Below are 17,725 nucleotides of genomic sequence, written 5' to 3' on the forward strand. Positions count from 1 at the left end.
CTTCCTGATCCATGGACGCCGCGCAGAAGCAGCAGCAACCCCTCGCGGATTTCCTTGCGTCCGTCGAGATCCTTTCACCGTTCACCCGTGAAGAGATCGAGCGCCTGGCCGAGCACGCGGAGTCGCGCTTCTTTGCCTTTGGCGATACGGTGTGCAACGCAGGCGATCCGGCCGGCGGATTATTCATTGTCAAGTCCGGTTCCGTGCGCGTCTTCACCGAGGAGAACGGCAAGGAAATCAGCATGGGCGTGCGCAAGGAGCGCGAAGTCATTGCCGAGATCGCCATGTTGCGCGACTACCGCCACGAATCCTCGGTTCGCGCATCCTTGAAGACAGAACTGCTGTTTATCCCGCGCAAGGTGATCGAGCCGATCATCGCGCGCAATCCGGCGGCGCTGGAATTCGTCGCGAGCTACGTCGCAATCAGTTCCGCCGGCGGCTTCGTGACGCGCTTGTTCGATCTGCGCGGCAAGGTCAACAAGACGGAGCTGGAAGAATTCGTGCGCAGCGTCGGCGTCAAGCGTGTCGGTGCCGGCAAGAACATTCTCAAGCAGGATTCGAAGGAGGACCGGCGCCTGTACGTCATCCGCCAGGGCGAGGTGAAGCTGGTCCGGACGGAAGAGGGCACGGAATACCCGCTGGCAACGCTGCGCCAGGGCGATATCTTTGGCGAGAAGGCTTGCCTGATGCGGCAGGAGCAGATGGTGACCGTGAGCGCCGTCACCGACACTACGCTGCTGGTGATTCCCGAAAAAACCATCCACGTCATCCTCGAGCGGAACCCCAAGCTGCGCGAAATTCTGGAAGACCGCATCCGCATCGTCGAACGGGAATTGCAGCGGCAGAAGAAGCTCGAGGAGCGGCGCAAGCGCCCGGTGCTGCTGGACCTGCAGTCGAAGCCCGAGATGGGCGAGAAGGTCATCCGCCGCTTCCCCCTGGTCGAACAGGCCGAGGAAATGGATTGCGGCGCGGCCTGCCTCGCCATGATCTGCAAGCATTACGGGATTCCGATGACGCTGGGCAAGCTGCGCGAGCTTGCCAATGTAACCACGGCCGGCGCCACGCTCGACAGCCTGGCGCGCGTGGGCGATTCGCTGGGTTTCTCGACACGCGGCGTGCAGTGCACGTATGAATCGCTGCTCGGCTTCCAGCTGCCTTTCATCGCGCACTGGGAGGGGTACCACTACATCATCATCTACGGCGTGTCGAAGTCGCACGTCTGGGTAGCCGACCCTGCCATCGGCTTCAAGAAAATGGCGGTGGAGGAATTTGAGCGCGGCTGGAGCGGCACCTGCCTCGTCTTCACGCCCGGGCAGGACATGGTGCAACTGGCGGCTTCGCGCTCGCCGTGGATCCGCTTCGTCGGCTATCTCAAGCCCTACAAGAAGATCCTGCTGCACATCTTCCTCGCGACCTTCGTGATCCAGGTGCTCGGACTGGTGCCGCCGCTCATCATCCAGAACATCCTCGACGGCGTGATCGTGCATCAGAACGTCAACCTGCTGCACCTGCTGATCGTCGGCCTCGTTGTATCGAGCCTGTTCACGCAGTTGATGACGACGATACGCTCCTTCCTCGCCGGCTTCATGGTGCGCAATCTCGACTTCGCGATGATGTCGCACTTCTTCAAGCACACCATGTCGCTGCCGTTTTCCTTCTTTGCCAAGCGCAAGACCGGCGACATCCTGGCGCGCTTCCAGGAGAACCACACGATCCGCGCCTTCCTCACCGAGTCGACGATCACGACCATCCTCAACCTGCTGATGGTGTTCATCTACTTCACCATCATGTTTCTCTACAACGTGAAGCTGACGATGGTGCTGATCGCCTTTGTCATTCCGATCATCACGCTGACGGTACTGGCGACGCCCAAGGTGAAGAATTTCGCGCGCGAAGCGTTCACGGCGTCAACCGATGCGCAGGCATTCCTGATGGAGACGCTGGGCGGCGTGGAAACGGTGAAGGGGATGGGCATCGAGCGGCCGGTCCGGCTGAAATGGGAGCGGAAATATGTGAAGGCGCTGGAAGTGCAGTACCGCGCGCAGACCTTCAATATCTGGATTTCCTTTGCGGGACAGATCCTCAACGCCGCCACCACGATCGCCGTCCTCTGGGTCGGCGCCAGCCTGGTCCTGTCGCGCGAACTGAGCATCGGCCAGCTGATTGCCTTCAATGCATTGATGGGCAGCGTGCTCGCGCCGCTGATGGGTCTGGTCGGTTTGTGGAACCTGCTCAATGACGCAGGCGTCGCCATGGAGCGGCTGGGCGATGTGCTGGACATGGAACCGGAGCAGAAGCCGCAGGACTTGCCGTCGCGCGTCGTGCTGCCGGACCTGCAAGGGGAAATCAAGCTGGAGGGCATCTATTTCCGCTATGGCGGCGAGGACACAGCCTACGTGCTTGAAAACATCAGCCTCGACATCAAGCCGGGCGAACTGGTCGCCATTGTCGGACGCAGCGGTTCGGGCAAGACGACACTGGCGAAACTGCTGGTCGGCTTCTATCCGCCGACTGAGGGCAAGATCGTCGTGGACGGCTACGACATGAACGTGATCGACAAGGATTACTACCGGGCGCAGGTAGGCTACGTCATGCAGAGCAACCTGCTGTTCTCCGGGACGATTGCAGAAAACATTGCCAGCGGCGAGGAGAGCCCCGACCGCCGGCGTATCGAGGAAGTGGCCAAGATGGCCGACGCCCATGCCTTCATCAGCAAGCTCCCGCTGGGATACGAGCAGATCGTCGGCGAGCGCGGAATGGGCTTGTCGGGCGGCCAGATTCAACGTCTTTGCATCGCGCGTGCGCTTTACCACGACCCGCGCCTGCTGGTCTTCGACGAGGCAACCTCCGCGCTCGATACCCAATCCGAAAGCAACATCATGGGCAACATGCACGAGATTCTGAAAGGCCGCACGGCCGTTGTCATCGCGCACCGGCTCAGCACCATCATGCGCGCCGACAAGATCCTCGTACTGTTCGAAGGCGCGGTGGTGGAGCAGGGCCGCCACGACGAACTGGTCGCCCGGCGGGGCATGTATTACGAACTGGTTCAGAAACAGTTGAGCGCCGCATGAAGATATTCGACCAACGCCTGGGCGGTTCCAGCATGTCGTATGCCGGCCTGCTGGAGAAAATCGAAATCATGCGCAACACGTTGCGCTGGTCGACGAGGCTGGAACGCGCCGAAATTGAGAAGCTCCTGCGCCAGTCGAACGCCTTGCGCGACGAAGTGATGCAGTTGTCGCACAAGGAAAGGTTCGTGCGCGCCGCCACCGCCGAAGTGGAGCCGATGGAGCCGGTGGAGCGTCCGCCGGGCGAGCGTCGCCGGGGGCTGATGGAGCGCAGCTTCATTTTCGAGGGGACCTTCGGAGACAATCCCAAGCTGCTGGAAGCACTGGAGATCGCGGAAAAGGCTGCGCCGTCCGACCTGCCGGTGCTCATCGATGGCGAAAGCGGCACCGGCAAGGAACTGATGGCCAAGGTGATCCACGCAAACGGCTCCCGTGCCGACAAGCCTTACATTTCCGTTAACTGCGGCGCCATTCCTGAAAACCTGCTCGAGTCCGAATTGTTCGGCCACAAGAAGGGCGCGTTTACTGGCGCAGCCAATGACCGCAAGGGAAAGTTCGAGAGCGCGCACCACGGCACGATCTTCCTCGACGAGATCGGGGAAATGCCTTTGCAGGGCCAGGTGAAGTTGCTGCGCGTGCTGCAGGCGCACGAGATCCAGCGCGTCGGTTCGGACGAGGTCATCAACGTGGACACGCGCATCGTCGCCGCGACCAACAAGAACCTGCGCAAGCTGATCGCCGAGGGCAGCTTTCGCGAAGACCTGTTCTATCGCCTCAGCGTCATCCAGGTGACGCTGCCGGCGCTGCGGGAACGCAAGGACGAGATCCCGCTGCTGTTTTCCTTCTTCGGCGACGAGGCAGCGGAGGCGCTGAAGCGACCGCCGGTGAAAATGACACCCCGCCTGCGCGATTTCCTGCTGAATTACGCCTATCCCGGCAATATCCGCGAGCTGCGCAACCTGATCTACCGCATTTCCTGCCTTGCGGGGGAAATGGCGGACATCGTGCACCTGCCGGAAGACATCCGGCCAAAGGCCCCGGCGCGTTCCATCACGGACACCAGCATCGATCTGGAAGCGATCAAGCTGACCTCGTTGAGCGATGCGAAGCGCGCCGCCAGCGACGAGGCCGAACGCGCCTTCCTGGAGCGCGGCCTGAAGGAGGTTGGCGGCACGGTGGCCGAATTGGCAAGACGTTGCGACATGAATCGATCCCACCTGCAGATGCTGCTCAAGAAGCACGGCATCCGGTCCAAAGATTTCCGGCACCAGGCGGCGGCTGGCCCGGACAAGAGCAAGACGCACTGATGCGGTTTTGGCAATGCGTCAGACTTTCGGAATTTATTGAGCTGGATGCGCGCATCGTCCCGGGGCAAGGCAGTACACTGTCCGTTGCTTTCCGATACGCCTTCGCCCCATGTTCAAGAAGCTTCTCAACCGATTTTTCAGCCGCGCGCCCGGACCAATGGAGCCCGAGGCTGACGCCGACCTCAATCCCCTGACCGTATTTGCGATGGAAGCGCCTGCGCCGGTCGAAATGATCGACGTCGACAACCTGTTCTTTCCCTGGCTGCTCGGGATGGGGACCGCGGTGGCGGAAGACATGGACGATTCGGAAAATCGCCTGCTGCGCACGCTCAAGCGCATTGCCGATTCCGACGATCCGGCAACCGTGGATCTTGTTCCACGCATTCCTTCGGTCATCCCCATGCTGCTGCGCAGCCTGCGCGACCGCAATGTCTCCAACAGCCAGCTCGCCGAACAGGTGGCGCAGGATGCGGTGCTGGTGGCAGCAGTGCTCAAGCAGGTGAACAGTTCCTATTTCCGCCGCACGACGCCGGTTCACACGATCGAGGACGCCGTCGCCGTCATCGGCCAGAACGGCCTGCGCATGCTGGTTGCCAGCGTGGCCTTCAAGCCGCTGTTCAATGCGGGCCTCGGGCATTTCACGGCGGAGGGCGCGCCGAGGATGTGGGAGTTGGCGGATTCCTACGGTGTCGCTTGCCGTTACTTCGCCCAGTCCCGCCATGTAGACGGGTTTGAAACTTTCCTCGCGGGGTTGCTGCAGAACGTGGGTGCAATCGTTGCGCTGCGCGTGCTTGACCAGGCCGGGGGCGCAGGACCAGGAGAATTGCGTTCGCTCGACTTCCAGGCGTCCTTCGCGCATTACGCGCGGCGCCTGGCGCGCGTCGTCGGGACGCACTGGGAATTTCCCGCACAGGCCATTGCCGCGGTCGACCGCACCGGTCCCGCATCAGAACTCGGTGAAGCGGTCCGCCTCGCCGACCGCGTCTGCAAGATCCAGCTCCTCGTCAAGCACGGCCGGCTGCGGCCGGAGCATGCCGAAGCCTGCCTCGAAGGGGACGAAGCCGCGGCCTGTTACAAGGCAATCCTTGCGGCGGAAGCGGCGCAGGAAAAGTCGGCAGCCTGACGCCTCCGCCCATTCAGGACTGTTCCTTCCCTTCCTCGCGGTCCCGCGCGGGCAGGGCATCGCGGAAGACGTCGAAGGTCTTCCACGCCGGCACCGGCGGAACGTAGTCGGGCCGTGGCGCATAGACCGAGTATTCCTCGAGATGCATCTTGTGGATGTAGCGCGGGCAGTTCGGGAAAATCAATTCCGCCTGCACGCGGATGATGAACACGGATCCCGGATATTCCTCCCGCAGGGGATCGTCTTCGCTGATCTGCGCCGTCCCATTGACCCGCAATCGCTTCGGTCTTTCGAAGTCGAGGAACAGCATGCCGACGTGCGAATTCGCCAGGACGTTTCCCCAGGTGCGGTACATGCCGTTGCCGTCATAGTCCGCAAAGGCGAGGGTGCGGTCGTCGACGACATGGACGAATCCGGGAAGCCCGCCCTTGTATGAACAATCCGGCCGGCCTTCAGCGTCGGCGGTGGCAATGAAGAACATCGGACAACGCTGGATAAAGTCGCGGTCTTCTTCCGTGAAGGCCGTGCGTACCGTCACTTCATTCAGCCGCTCCGCCAATTGTTGGGTGTCGCGGCGCTCCTGCAATTGCCGCATCCCGTCGTGATATGTCATGCCCGGCACAAGACCTCCTTGGTGATCTCTTGCGGATTGTTCCAGCTTCGGCCGTTGAGGCAGTCCTGATTTGTGCGTCCGCAAACCTTGTTCAGGTCAAGGAAATGGGAAAGCGCCAACGTAAGCGTTGATCTTTTTCAACTTGTAAATGATAATGATTCGCATTTAAAGTAAGTCCAACCCGCGCCAGCCACCGGCCTGCCCGTCAGCCAGCCAAGATCATATTAATCAGGAGAAGTTGCATGAACAAGCTGACAAAGGGGCGCACCGTCCGTGCGCGCGCCAATCTTCACTTCCATCTGCGCCCGTCGGTCGCATTGACGCTGGCTGCCGTTGCACAGATTTGCGTACCGGGGATGGCCGCCGCTGCCGAGGACTCCAACTTGCCGTCCGTGACCGTTCGCGCCAAGGGGGAGCAGGCCGACGGCCCCGTCACCGGTTATCGCGCCGAGCGTTCCTCGACCTTTACCAAGACCGATACGCCCGTCAAGGAAGTCCCGGCTTCGCTAACCGTCGTGCCCGGTGAGGTCATGCGCGACCAGGCGATGCGCAGCATATCGGACGTGATCCGCTACGTGCCCGGCGCGTCGGCACACCAGGGCGAAGGCAATCGCGACCAGGTTGTGCTGCGCGGGAATGCGACGACCGCCGATTTCTTCGTTGACGGCATCCGCGATGATGCCCAGACCTTCCGCGACCTGTACAACGTCGAGCGCGTTGAAGTCCTCAAGGGGCCGGCAGGCATGGTGTTCGGGCGCGGCGGGGCAGGCGGCGTCGTCAACCGCGTGACGAAGAAGCCGGTGTTTGGCCATGTCGGCGCAGCCGAGGTCACGGTGGGACAAGACAGCCAGCTCCGCGGCAGCGTGGACGTGGGCGGCAAGCTCAACGACGCTGCAGCGTGGCGTCTCAACGCGATGGGCGAGAATGCGGACAGCTTCCGCAACGGCGTCGACCTCAAGCGTTACGCGATCAATCCAACGGTGACACTGGTTCCGGGTCAGAGCACGGTCCTGACCCTGGGTTTCGAGCACCTTCGCGATGAACGCACCGCGGATCGCGGCATTCCTTCCCGCAGCGGCGGGCCATTCGATACCGATCCGGCCACCTTCTTCGGCAACGCGGACCAGAGCCTTTCCAAGGCGACCGTCGATGGCTTCTCGGCGACGCTCGACCATGAACTCGGCGGCGGCGTGCGCCTAAAAAACAATTTCCGCGCGACGCGTTACGACAAGTTCTACCAGAACGTTTACCCGGGCGGTGCGGTCAACGCGTCCGGCAACCTCACGCTTTCCGCCTACAACAACAGCAACAAGCGCACCAATATCTTCAACCAGACAGACCTGACGACCAAGGTGATGGCAGGGGGCATGGAGCACACCCTGCTCGCCGGCGTGGAACTGGGACATCAGGACAGCCAAAGCCTGCGCAACACCGGATTCTTCGGCGCGGCGACGAGCACCACGGTTTCCGCAAGCAATCCGTTTGCGACAGTAACCCGCTTCCAGCCCGCAGCGACCGATGCCAACAATCGCGTGAAGGCGGACATCGCCGGTATCTACGTCCAGGACCAGATCGCCTTGACCAAACAGTGGAAAGTGCTCGCCGGCGTGCGCTACGACCATTTCAAGGTGGATTTCGACGACAAGCGCACGCTGACGGCTCCTGTCGACCTTGCGCGCACCGACAATGCTTTCAGCCCGCGCCTGGGACTTATCTGGACGCCGACCGAAGGCAGCACGTATTACGCGAGCTACAGCTACGCCGTGCTTCCCTCGGGCGAACAGTTGAGCCTGGCACCCAACACCGCCGACCTGGCACCGGAAAAGGCAAAGAACTTCGAAGTTGGCGCGCGCTGGGACTTGAACCAGGCACTGACGCTGTCGGCGGCCGTATTCCGTCTCGACCGGGATGACGTGCGTGTAGCCGATCCAGCCAACCCCGGCTTCTTCGTCAAGACCGGCCAGCAGCGCACGGAAGGTGTGGAGCTCGGACTGCAAGGCGACGTGATGCGCAACTGGCAGGTCTTTGCCGGCTACGCCTTCCTCGACGGACGCATCACCAAGGCGACGTCTTCCGGCCCGGCCGGCGCGAAGATCGGCCTCGTGCCCGAACATGCGCTGTCGATCTGGAACAAGGTGACCCTTGGCGGCGGATGGGGCGCCGGGTTGGGCGTCGTCTACCAGTCCGACACCTACACCTCCTTTACCAACACCGTGAAGTTGCCCGGTTACACGCGTGCGGACGGTGCGGTGTATTACACCTTCGCCGACGGCAAGACCCGTCTCGCGCTGAATGTCGAGAACCTGTTCGACAAGAAGTACTACGCGACGGCCAACGGCGACAACAACATCAGCCCTGGAGCACCGCGCAATGCGCGCCTCACACTGGCGACGGCGTTCTGATCCGGCGTTGGTCCACAACGAACAAAGGCCTTTCGGGGCCTTTGTTCGTTTAACGCGTCAATTGCCTGACGACTCGCTCGCAGCTCCCTTGCGCTCGGCGCTTTGCGTTTCATTACCGGCAGGTGCGCCTTCGACGACCTTATTGGCAGTGTCGGCAAAGACCATCTTGCCGTTCTCAGTGCGCTTGTCGTCCCTGAACTCGCCTTCCCAGTAACTGCCATTGGCCCAGGTGTACCGTCCGTGGCCGTGGCTCTTGCCGCGCAGCCAGGTACCGTCGTAGACGTCGCCGCTCTTGAATCTTGCCGCGCCGCGCCCCTGTGGCATGCCGTCCCGCACTTCGCCTTCGTACTTGCTGCCGTCCGCAAAGGTGATCACGCCACGGCCATTCGGCATGTCGCGCGCCCAGTCGCCGCTATAGCGCTGTCCGTTGTTCCAGGCGAATTTGCCTTTGCCTTCCTTCATTCCGCGCACCAGGGTGCCTTCGAACTGGTTGCCGTTGGTCCAGGTGACCTTGCCCGTGCCGGAGACCGCGCCGGTTTTCGGATCGACGGAGAAGTTGCCGACCATGGTCTGGTCGTCCAGCACCAACGGTTTTCGTCCGGGCGATGTCGATGATTCCGGAACCGCCGGCCGCGTTTCCACCGGTGGCTTCGCAATGCCTGCCGGCGCTTTCTGGGAGGAATTGATGCTCGCCAGTTTTTCGTCCGACGGCTTGCGTTCCGCGGACGGTGGTGGAGGAGGCGCCACCGTGGCAGAAGAGGGCGCCTGGCTTGGCGGGGTTACGGCAGCGGCGGATGACGGCGTCGCGACAACCGTCGATGCAGGGGCCGGCGCTGGCGGAGCGGACGCTGTCGCAGGCGGTTGCGCGGGGGATGGCGTCGGTGCCGGGCTTTCCTTCTTTACGCTGGCCGCTGGCGGAACGGCGGGAACCGGCTCGACACGTTCAACCCGATCGGGTTCCTTGAAACTGGCGATCCTGTCCTTTGCCAGTGCCGCATAACGTCCTTTCGGATATTTCTTCAGGTAGGTCTCATACGCGGTTTGCGTATGGACGGAGGTAGAAGCGGTCCACAGGTCCTCTTCTGGCGTCGACGGCGCTTCCTTGGTCTGCTTGCTCTCCAGGCGCAGGCGCGCGACGGCGGCATAACGTCCCTTGGGGAATTCCTTCAGGTACTTTTCATAGGCGGTGGTCTTGTCCGAACTGCTTGCCTGACGCCAGACGTCGTCCTCGCGCGTGGTCGATGGCAAGGGGGGCGCAGCCTGGTCGCGCAAGTATTTCTGTGCGGTCGACTCGCTCGTCCGGGGAACTTCCTGCAGGACGGGCGGCGCCGACGGTACCTTTGCCACGGGAGGCTCGGTCTGCTTCGGCCTGGTTTCGGCAGGCACTTGCGGCACCGGCGGCGTCAACGTGTAAGGCGAGGCGGCAGCCGACTTTTCTTCCGCATCCTGTTCAGGGACCTCGCTGGCCCCTGAGGATTCCACTGTTGAATTGCTTGTGCCAGTACCCAGGCCTTTCCACGATTGCCCGGTGCCGAGGTAGATGCCGGACGCAATGCCGGCCGTCAGGAGAATGCCGAGTAGTGCCCATTCCCGCTTTCCGTAGGATGCGCCGGCAGGCATGAGGTTTCTTGACGGCTGCGACTGTGACCGCTGCCGCTCGCTGCGCTGGGTCGGTGGCGGCGCAATACGCGTCCTGATATCCGGCATGGCATTGAGCGGGATCTGGGTGCGCATCGGATCCATGGCGGTCTCGTGCACCATCGTGGTCGTGAAGCCGGCATCGGAATGGGGAAGGGTGCGCGGTGAGGTTTCCATGATGTCGAGCGCGTGGCGCAGCTCGGCGATAGAGCGGAAACGCGCTTCCGGCTTGACCGACAGCGCTTTGTCGATGGCCGCGAGGAAGCCGGCGCTGTAGCGTCCCTTGCCGACTTCACGCGCGGGCACCAGCTCGTCATGCACCATGCGTGCGACCGCGGGCGGCGGCGCCTTCCCCGCAATCAGGTAGTACACGACCGCCGAGAGTGCATAGATATCCGTCCACGGCCCTTGGCGCAGTCCGGCGATATCGGCATATTGTTCGATCGGTGCGTAGCCGGGCTTCAGGATCGCCGTCAGGCATTGCGTCAGGTCGCCGATCACGCGCCGTGCCGCGCCGAAGTCCAGCAACAGCGGACGGCCGTCCTTGAGCAGCAGGATGTTGTCGGGCGCGATGTCGCGGTGCAGGCATTGTCCGCGATGGATGATCTCGATCGCATCGAACAGATCGGCGAGGAGCACGCGTATCCACGATTCCGACGGCGTGATGCGGCGCTGCTTGAGCGCCTGCTTCAGGGTAATGCCTTCATAGAACGGCATCACCATGTAGGCGGTGCCGTTGCCTTCCCAGAATCGATGCACCTTCACCAGCGACTGCGAATCGAATTGCGCCAGCATCTTGGCCTCGTTGATGAAGCTCTTGAGGCCGGCCGTAAACGTCTCGACGTTGTGTTGGGACCGCACTGTCACCGCCAGGCGCGTGGTGCGCTTGGCGAGACCGGAGGGCATGTACTCCTTCAAGGCTACCTGGCGTTCCAGCGAATGGTCATAGGCGAGGTACACGATGCCGAAGCCGCCTTCCCCGATCAGGTCGAGGATCTCGAACTCGCCCAGGTGTGTGCCGACCGGAAGGACATTCGCGCCGTGATCCGCATCGTTCTCCGGCGACGGCCTGAATGGCATGCGCCGGGTTCGCAGTGCAGTCTTCTGATTGAAATCGTTCACCATAGGAATCTACCGAGTCTGTGTGGACAGCCATGCAGCACAATGTGCAAGGAACAACCGCTACTAGCACCTTTGGTGCCAGCACCCCTGGGCGAGCCGGGAAGGGATCTCCGCGCGCGAATTCGGCCTCGATCGGTGCAGGATGAGCGAAGTTCGCATCGGGGCGTAGAGGCGGAAGGCGCTGACATCATGGCGGGCCGGATTGAAGGCATGGCGGCTGTCGGGGCTTGTCCAACATGTGCATGCCGGCGCGTGACAGTCTGTTGGAGTGGCAGCGACACGCCGGCGTCGTCGGATCATGCGCGCGCCCGGCTCTGCAGGCGGGCGCATGATCCCCTGTTCATGATCGTCGCGTGATGAATGCAGGGCTTGATCTGAATCGCTATTTGTCGATATTCCGCGCGCGCCGTCACAGCGCGGGATTGAGCACCGTCTGCTCCGTGACGTGCAAGTCGTCCGCACGGACGACCACGGCGGAAATATTGTCGCGTCCGCCTCGCATGAGGGCAATTTCGACGAGTTCGTTCGCTGCCTGCGGACAATTGCCGGTGACGAGTGCCGCGCGCATTTCCTGGTCGGTCACTTCATTGCTCACGCCGTCGCTGCAAAGCAGGAAGATATCGCCGTCGGCCACTTCGATCATCTCGCCATCCACTTCCAGCAATTCGGCGGCGCCGACGGCACGCGTGATCAGGTTGCGCGCCGGATGATGGATAGCCGCCTCAGCCGTAAGCGTGCCGGACGAAAGCAATTCCTCGACTTGGCTGTGGTCGCGCGTGAGTTGCAGCAGGTGGCCGTTCCGGCAGAGATAAATGCGGCTGTCACCGGCCCACAGGTAGGCGCAGCGCCGTCCACAGGCAAGCAGGACGACGACGGTGCTGCCGATGATCTGCGCACCCCGGTTGTAGGCCTCGGTACGCAACTGCCGGTTCACTGCCTGCAGGGTGGCTTCGGCATCGGTGGCGAACTGTTCGAGCGAATCGCGTGGCTGCAGGTCCGAGAGCGCGGACACGATGGCATTGCTGGCGAAGTCTCCCAGCGTATGTCCGCCCATGCCGTCGGCCACGGCCCATATTCCCCGGTCTGCGATTTCGAGGATGGAGTCTTCATTGACCTTTCTAACCAGTCCCACGTCCGTGCGGGAGGACGACGTCCATTTGAATGGCGTGGTTTGCGTCACGTTCACCTCCGGCGGCGGGCGGAAAGCGGGAATCTTCCCTGCGATGAGTATAGAACCAGTGACGCGGAATGCACGTCTTCCCGCGCAAAACAATTGTGGTGCGTCTAATGCTTGACGTTTGTACTGCTCTCATTGAGGCCGACGTTGATGTTCGCGTTGGCGGCCGAGTTGTTGATGTCGACCACTTGCACCTGGTTGATCATCTGGTCGGCATAGTTGTTGATCTGGTAGAAGTTGATGACCGATCCCGATCCGAATGCATTCGTGTTGCGACTGTAGGGGCGGATCCAGCCGTAGACCCAGCCTCCGTTTCCGCCCCGTATGGCGGACATTGCCTTGCGGTCGAGAATCTGGTCGGTGCGCAGGTCTTTGATCGTGATGGTTGCCATTTCTTGTCTCCGAGAGCTTTTATTGGGCGGTCAGCGATTTGTGCAAGTGCCGTGCCTGCGTTTAGAAGGCGACGCCGGCGACTCCCCACTGTGCAGGGCTGACATTCAGGCTGGGCGGAACGAAACCTGCGCCAATCACACCGATGTTGTTGAGTGCATTGACTTCGACGTTCTGGAACTGCGCGATGTTCTGGGACACGCCGACATTAACGTTGGCGATTGGTCCGAGGCCTTGCAGCCAGGAATTGCCGCCGCGGACGGAAGACATGGCTTTGCGGTCGAGTTCGGCGGCACGGGGCAGGTCGTGGATGATGATGCTGGACATGGTGGTTCTCCTTGAATGTGGGTGCGGGTTGGGTGGAGGCACAGCGGGCCTCCACCGGATCGTCGTTCGTGCTTAGAAGTTGATGCTGTTGTTGCCGGTCTGCGTCGGGTTGACGGTGGAGCTGATGCAGTTGGCGAATGCAACGTTGTTGCCGTTGTTGTTCACCACATCCTGGCACTGGCCGATCAGCTGTTCCGCCTTGATCGAGGTGTTGGTGGCGCCGTAGCCGGGCATCCAGGACGGCACGGCCGCCTTGTAATAGCCGCCGCGCACGGAAGCCATGGCGGAGCGGTCGAGTTCGGTTGCGGCGGCGAGGTCTTTGATCAGCAGCGTGGTCATGGGTAAATCTCCTGAAAGGTGGTTTGGGTTGGAAGAGCATTTGGTTGCGCTCGACCACCTTATTGCGAGGAGTGTGCCAGCACGGACCGCCTGCATGCGCAGTGCGTCTAAGTCCTTGATTGGTGAAGAAATTTGAGAAATTTGCTGAAATCTCGTGATACCTTTTGCATGCGCTGGCGCGGCAGTACGGCGGCTTGAACCCGACACATGCTCCCGCACTGTCTGGTCAGCGCCGACAGAGGAAAAATGGCGAAGCAGAACTCGCCCAATGCCGAGTGTCATCGTTCTGCGCTTCCTCAACCGCCGTGAAAAATCCGGCTGTTAAAGTCGTCCGACAAGATGCAGTCCGGCACGGCACATGCTGGAGATCGTTACCAAAAGCCGCAACTAAAAAAAGGATCAACTCTCATGCAAACACGAATCAGGTTTTTCGCATCGATTGCAGCCATGGCGATGAGCTCGGTTGCGATGGCAAACTCGGACGGCTTGGCTGTCGAAATGAAGGCGCTCAGCGAAAGCGGCGCCGGCGCCTCGGTGGGCAAGGTCGTACTTCGTGATACGAAGTACGGGCTCGAGTTTGTGCCGGCGCTAAGCGGGCTGACGCCGGGCGTGCATGGCTTCCATGTCCACGAGAATCCGAGCTGCGATGCGAAGGAGCAGAACGGCAAGATGGTGGCTGGCCTGGCGGCCGGCGGGCACTTTGATCCTGCAGGCACGAAGAAGCATGGCCTGCCGTGGGGTGACGGGCATCTAGGCGACCTGCCGCCGCTTTTCGTGGACACGGCGGGTAATGCCGGCAATCCGGTGCTTTCGCCGCGCCTCAAGCTTGCCGATGTGCGCGGTCGCGCGCTGATGGTCCACGCAGGCGGGGATAATCATTCCGACCATCCTGCAGCCTTGGGCGGCGGCGGTGCGCGCGTCGTGTGCGGAGTGATCCAGTAGGAAAGCAGACGCCCGTCGGACGCGGGCGTTGCCAAACCAAAACCGCGGTCCTCAGGCCGCGAGTTTCTGCGGTGCATACTGCGCCGCGATCCGGGTGAGTGCCTGTTGCGCCTGCGAAACTGCCTGTACGGCCGCCTCGCATACCTGGTTGAATTCAGCCTTGGTCAAAGCCTGTTTGCGCAACCCCTGTTGCGCCATTTCGAATGCGTCGCGCTGCACCAGACGCAAGGCGCTCCGGTGCTTTTCCGCTTCGGCCAGGATGCGGTCATGCAGGACGGAAGGCGCCAGCGAGGCGTGCGTGGTGGCCAACTGCTTTGCCGTATAAGCAAACGAACGAACGGTCATGTCGGCATCGAATTTAGGCTGAATGTCCATGTTGATCCTGGTGCAAGTTGTTGATACAAGGCCATAACGCTCCAGGACGGGAATCGGTGCACAGGCTAACAATTGCTTACATCTTCATCACGGTACCGGCCCGTCGCCTTGTCCTTCAAACGTTGCGAAATTGATCAGCTCCGCACGGTGGCGAAAGGTCGTTCGCTTGATTTCCTGCGGTTCAGGACCGTCCGGATCCGGTCGAACATGGCCAGCTGTTCGGCGGTAGGCCGGGCGTGTTGCACACGTTCATCGCTCATCAACTTGTCGAGCAGCGTGAGCATCCGTTCGCGGTCGAGGCGGTCGGCAAGGAGGACGGGCAAGGTCAGCACGGCGCGCTCGGGCTCGAAGCGGGCAATGATCTCCTGTTCGCCCCGAATGCGGCGGAACTGGTCCGCCGGGATCGCCGATGGATAAAACTCCGCATAGGTCTCGGCCAGTTCGGCTTCCATCTGGAGCCGGGACAAGGGCAGGGGTTCGCCCTTGCGCGAGAGCAGGAAGGAAATGCGGGCAAAGGCTTCCGCGTATCCACCTTCCGAGATCGACTCCAGCGCTTCCTTCACGAAGGGGAAATCCCTCGGATCGGTGACCGGTTTTGCGGCGCGTTCCTCGGCCTGATGCTTGTCGGCGAGGTAGAGCGAGAACATGTTGGCATAGACGGCAAAGAAGGCCGCTTCCGTGCCGGCGTCGCGCATCATGCGATAGAAGTCGAGCGATGAACTGATCAGGTCGGACCCCAGCTTTTCTGCCCGTCGCAATGGATGGTCCGCATCCACGGCCTTGCGGTTGAGCTTGACGGCTTGTGCCGCGGGTTCCAGCCAGGCGAGCATCGGGTTGAAATTCGAGAACGACCAGTACTGGACGCGCAAGGGATGGAACTGGCGCATCAGCCGTGCGCTGAATTCATTCGACAGCGACTGCACGATGGGTTGGGCAAAGAGTTCATAGGCACGCTGGTTGAAATCCGAGATCGCGACCACCGCCTCGAAGGGTTGTTCGTCCACCCGCTTGAAGCGATTGAAGTAAGCAGTGAAGTCTTCCAGTCGATGCTCCCGGAAGGCGACGTCATACTCGGGCTTGCCGCTTCCATCGCGGCGTTCGCTGATTTCCATGCCATAGAGGCCCGGCGGCAGTGCCTCGATGGACTTGAGCACCGAGACGATCTGCGTGTGCTCCTTCTGCGCCACCTTGCCCGACACGAAGATGCCGAGGTGGCCGATGTTCTTGTGCGTCAGCCCGACGATCACCTGGCCGTGGGCCTTGATCTCTTCGGTACTCCCATACATGTCGGCCACCCAGTTGAATGCCTGCTGCGGCGGCGTGATGTTGTCGCCCATCGAGGCGAACAGGATGACCGGCGACTTGATGCGCCGCAGGTCGAAGGCCCGTCCATCCGTGGACTTGACGTCTCCCGACCATAGCTTGTTGCCGACGAAGAGATTGCGGGTGATCCATTCGATCTCTTCGCGATTCATCAGGTAGTAGCCGCCCCACCAGCGTTCGAATTCAAGGAAGCGCGGCGGCTCGGTGTCGACGTTTTCGTACAGGTGGTAATACTTGTCCCACAGGCTGTTGGCCGGGTTGAGGTTTTCGAAATTCTGCACCAGCCATGCGCCATCGAATTTTCCGTTACCCAAGTCCGCCATCAAAGAGGCGAGCCATGTGCCGCCAAGGATGCCGCCGCTGTAGCGCATCGGATTGTCGCCGCCGCCTTCGCTCCATGCACCGCCCCAATACGACATCGGCGCCCCATTGATGACAATCGGGCCGGTATTATCCGGTGAGGACGCCCCGAGCATCATTGCCGCCCATCCGCCCTGGCAATTGCCGACGATGGCCGGCTTGGCGCTCTCAGGGTGCAGCGTCCGCACTTTTTTGACGAACTGTTGTTCGGCGGCGCAGACATCGAGCAGCGTCTGGCCCGGCTCGGGATCGCGGAAGAAGATGACGAAGTACACGGGATGGCCGGCACGAAGCGCCACGCCGACCTGCGAATCGTCCTTGAATCCGCCGATGCCAGGCCCGTGTCCGGCCCGCGGGTCGATGATGAGGTAAGGGCGCTTGCGGGGATCCACGACCACCCCTTCCGGCGGTTTGATCCTCAGCATCGCATAGTTGACCGGGCGCTCGAAGGATCGGCCATCGAGGACGACGTCGAAGTCGAAGTGCAGCACCAGTTCCGGTCCGAGCCAGGGATGCTTGGCGAACTGGTTGCCGCGCCGGCGCAAGGTGTCCCAGAACAGGATGGCGCGCTGCACCGCGTCGGCTGCATATTCCAAGCTTCCCCAGGGATCGGCAGCAAGTTGCAGGGATGCGCGACGTGCCGTTTCGGCACCGTCCCCATTCATGACCTTCCTTGCCTGGTTGCCGTATTGCCTTAGGGCAGATTCGGCACGTTCACGGAAGATAAATCCGATCTTGATGGCATTTTCATGGCTGCGCGCAAGCTGTGTTCCTGCATCCATCCTGGAGACCTCCCCGTTTGACTGGAGTAGGTTGACCTTGCTGTTCTTGCATTGTTCCTGAGGTGTCGAGCAGGGCAGGATGAAAAAAGGCCTGCCGGAAAATTCCGGGCAGGCCAAGGCACGGGCAGGGTGCGTTCAGAAGGCGGCGTCCGCATAAGCCCATTGCGACGGGCTGACATCCAGTTTCAGGGGGCCGAAACCGGCCCCGAGCACGCCGATGTTGTTCAGGGCGTTGACCTCGACATTCTGCAGCTGCGAAATGTTCTGGTTGACGTCGATGTTGACGTTGGCGATGGGGCCGAGGCCCTGGAGCCACGAATTGCCGCCGCGTACTTTCGACATTTCTTTCTCGTCGAGGTCCTGGCTGAGCGGCAGGTCTTGGATGGTGAGGCTTGACATGGGTATTTCTCCTTGTTCGGGTGGAGGCGCGCGGC

Annotated in this window: 14 protein-coding genes; 5 read left to right on the top strand and 9 right to left on the bottom strand. The window is 61.6% G+C overall.

The window, feature by feature from the left end:
- The first annotated feature begins 11 nt into the window (after positions 1-11).
- The 3 genes from ACNOHI_RS04460 (at position 12) to ACNOHI_RS04470 (ending at position 5,501) form a co-directional block, all read left to right on the top strand.
- Positions 12-3,074 carry a peptidase domain-containing ABC transporter gene (locus tag ACNOHI_RS04460; RefSeq protein WP_420473443.1) on the top strand — a complete coding sequence of 1,021 codons (3,063 nt, stop codon included), beginning with the start codon at positions 12-14 and terminating at the stop codon, positions 3,072-3,074.
- Positions 3,071-4,378 (top strand): sigma-54 interaction domain-containing protein, encoded by a 1,308-nt coding sequence (locus ACNOHI_RS04465; protein WP_420473444.1) that lies wholly within the window; start codon positions 3,071-3,073, stop codon positions 4,376-4,378. Before ACNOHI_RS04460 ends, ACNOHI_RS04465 begins: the two co-directional genes overlap by 4 nt.
- 109 nt (positions 4,379-4,487) lie before the next feature.
- Positions 4,488-5,501 carry an HDOD domain-containing protein gene (locus ACNOHI_RS04470; RefSeq protein ID WP_420473445.1) on the top strand — a complete coding sequence of 338 codons (1,014 nt, stop codon included), beginning with the start codon at positions 4,488-4,490 and terminating at the stop codon, positions 5,499-5,501.
- 13 nt (positions 5,502-5,514) lie between these two features.
- Here ACNOHI_RS04470 and ACNOHI_RS04475 read toward each other — a convergent pair whose 3' ends face one another.
- A complete protein-coding gene (locus ACNOHI_RS04475; RefSeq protein WP_420473446.1) occupies positions 5,515-6,114 on the bottom strand; it encodes a pyridoxamine 5'-phosphate oxidase family protein in 600 nt (199 codons plus the stop codon).
- Positions 6,115-6,356: 242 nt separating this feature from the next.
- Here ACNOHI_RS04475 and ACNOHI_RS04480 point away from each other — a divergent pair, with 242 nt between their 5' ends.
- On the top strand, positions 6,357-8,516 hold the full coding sequence (locus ACNOHI_RS04480; protein WP_420473447.1) for a TonB-dependent receptor: 2,160 nt from the start codon (positions 6,357-6,359) through the stop codon (positions 8,514-8,516).
- Between the two features lie 57 nt (positions 8,517-8,573).
- On the opposite strand, the gene ACNOHI_RS04485 is transcribed toward ACNOHI_RS04480, so the two are convergent.
- The 5 genes from ACNOHI_RS04485 to ACNOHI_RS04505 all read right to left on the bottom strand — a co-directional run bounded on the left by ACNOHI_RS04485 (position 8,574) and on the right by ACNOHI_RS04505 (position 13,509).
- On the bottom strand, positions 8,574-11,234 hold the full coding sequence (locus ACNOHI_RS04485; RefSeq protein ID WP_420473448.1) for a protein kinase domain-containing protein: 2,661 nt from the start codon (positions 11,232-11,234) through the stop codon (positions 8,574-8,576).
- A gap of 451 nt (positions 11,235-11,685) precedes the next feature.
- Positions 11,686-12,456, bottom strand: a complete 771-nt coding sequence (locus tag ACNOHI_RS04490; protein WP_420473449.1) for a PP2C family protein-serine/threonine phosphatase — start codon at positions 12,454-12,456, stop codon at positions 11,686-11,688.
- A 104-nt stretch (positions 12,457-12,560) separates the two neighbouring features.
- Positions 12,561-12,845 carry a hypothetical protein gene (locus tag ACNOHI_RS04495; protein WP_420473450.1) on the bottom strand — a complete coding sequence of 95 codons (285 nt, stop codon included), beginning with the start codon at positions 12,843-12,845 and terminating at the stop codon, positions 12,561-12,563.
- Positions 12,846-12,906: 61 nt separating this feature from the next.
- The gene (locus ACNOHI_RS04500; protein WP_420473451.1) at positions 12,907-13,170 is read right to left on the bottom strand and encodes a hypothetical protein; all 264 of its coding nucleotides are present in this window, start codon (positions 13,168-13,170) and stop codon (positions 12,907-12,909) included.
- 72 nt (positions 13,171-13,242) lie between these two features.
- Positions 13,243-13,509, bottom strand: a complete 267-nt coding sequence (locus ACNOHI_RS04505) for a hypothetical protein (RefSeq protein ID WP_420473452.1) — start codon at positions 13,507-13,509, stop codon at positions 13,243-13,245.
- 408 nt (positions 13,510-13,917) lie between these two features.
- Between ACNOHI_RS04505 and sodC the strand changes: the two genes are divergently transcribed.
- Positions 13,918-14,451 carry a superoxide dismutase [Cu-Zn] SodC gene (gene sodC, locus ACNOHI_RS04510; protein WP_420473453.1) on the top strand — a complete coding sequence of 178 codons (534 nt, stop codon included), beginning with the start codon at positions 13,918-13,920 and terminating at the stop codon, positions 14,449-14,451.
- 51 nt (positions 14,452-14,502) lie between these two features.
- Here sodC and ACNOHI_RS04515 read toward each other — a convergent pair whose 3' ends face one another.
- The 3 genes from ACNOHI_RS04515 to ACNOHI_RS04525 form a co-directional block, all read right to left on the bottom strand.
- Positions 14,503-14,826 (bottom strand): hypothetical protein, encoded by a 324-nt coding sequence (locus tag ACNOHI_RS04515; protein WP_420473454.1) that lies wholly within the window; start codon positions 14,824-14,826, stop codon positions 14,503-14,505.
- Between the two features lie 134 nt (positions 14,827-14,960).
- Positions 14,961-17,291 (bottom strand): DUF3141 domain-containing protein, encoded by a 2,331-nt coding sequence (locus ACNOHI_RS04520; RefSeq protein ID WP_420473455.1) that lies wholly within the window; start codon positions 17,289-17,291, stop codon positions 14,961-14,963.
- Positions 17,292-17,426: 135 nt separating this feature from the next.
- A complete protein-coding gene (locus ACNOHI_RS04525; RefSeq protein ID WP_420473456.1) occupies positions 17,427-17,690 on the bottom strand; it encodes a hypothetical protein in 264 nt (87 codons plus the stop codon).
- Between the last annotated feature and the right edge of the window lie 35 nt (positions 17,691-17,725).

Source organism: Noviherbaspirillum sp. ST9 (genome assembly GCF_048799745.1).
In the GTDB taxonomy this organism is placed as follows: domain Bacteria; phylum Pseudomonadota; class Gammaproteobacteria; order Burkholderiales; family Burkholderiaceae_D; genus Noviherbaspirillum.

Bases quoted from the DNA above. Each gene is read 5' to 3' on its own strand.
- ACNOHI_RS04460 (WP_420473443.1), top strand. From the start codon at position 12: ATGGACGCCGCGCAGAAGCAGCAGCAACCCCTCGCGGATTTCCTTGCG.
- ACNOHI_RS04465 (WP_420473444.1), top strand. From the start codon at position 3,071: ATGAAGATATTCGACCAACGCCTGGGCGGTTCCAGCATGTCGTATGCC.
- ACNOHI_RS04470 (WP_420473445.1), top strand. From the start codon at position 4,488: ATGTTCAAGAAGCTTCTCAACCGATTTTTCAGCCGCGCGCCCGGACCA.
- ACNOHI_RS04475 (WP_420473446.1), bottom strand. From the start codon at position 6,114: ATGACATATCACGACGGGATGCGGCAATTGCAGGAGCGCCGCGACACC.
- ACNOHI_RS04480 (WP_420473447.1), top strand. From the start codon at position 6,357: ATGAACAAGCTGACAAAGGGGCGCACCGTCCGTGCGCGCGCCAATCTT.
- ACNOHI_RS04485 (WP_420473448.1), bottom strand. From the start codon at position 11,234: ATGCCATTCAGGCCGTCGCCGGAGAACGATGCGGATCACGGCGCGAAT.
- ACNOHI_RS04495 (WP_420473450.1), bottom strand. From the start codon at position 12,845: ATGGCAACCATCACGATCAAAGACCTGCGCACCGACCAGATTCTCGAC.
- ACNOHI_RS04500 (WP_420473451.1), bottom strand. From the start codon at position 13,170: ATGTCCAGCATCATCATCCACGACCTGCCCCGTGCCGCCGAACTCGAC.
- ACNOHI_RS04505 (WP_420473452.1), bottom strand. From the start codon at position 13,509: ATGACCACGCTGCTGATCAAAGACCTCGCCGCCGCAACCGAACTCGAC.
- sodC (WP_420473453.1), top strand. From the start codon at position 13,918: ATGCAAACACGAATCAGGTTTTTCGCATCGATTGCAGCCATGGCGATG.
- ACNOHI_RS04515 (WP_420473454.1), bottom strand. From the start codon at position 14,826: ATGGACATTCAGCCTAAATTCGATGCCGACATGACCGTTCGTTCGTTT.
- ACNOHI_RS04520 (WP_420473455.1), bottom strand. From the start codon at position 17,291: ATGGATGCAGGAACACAGCTTGCGCGCAGCCATGAAAATGCCATCAAG.
- ACNOHI_RS04525 (WP_420473456.1), bottom strand. From the start codon at position 17,690: ATGTCAAGCCTCACCATCCAAGACCTGCCGCTCAGCCAGGACCTCGAC.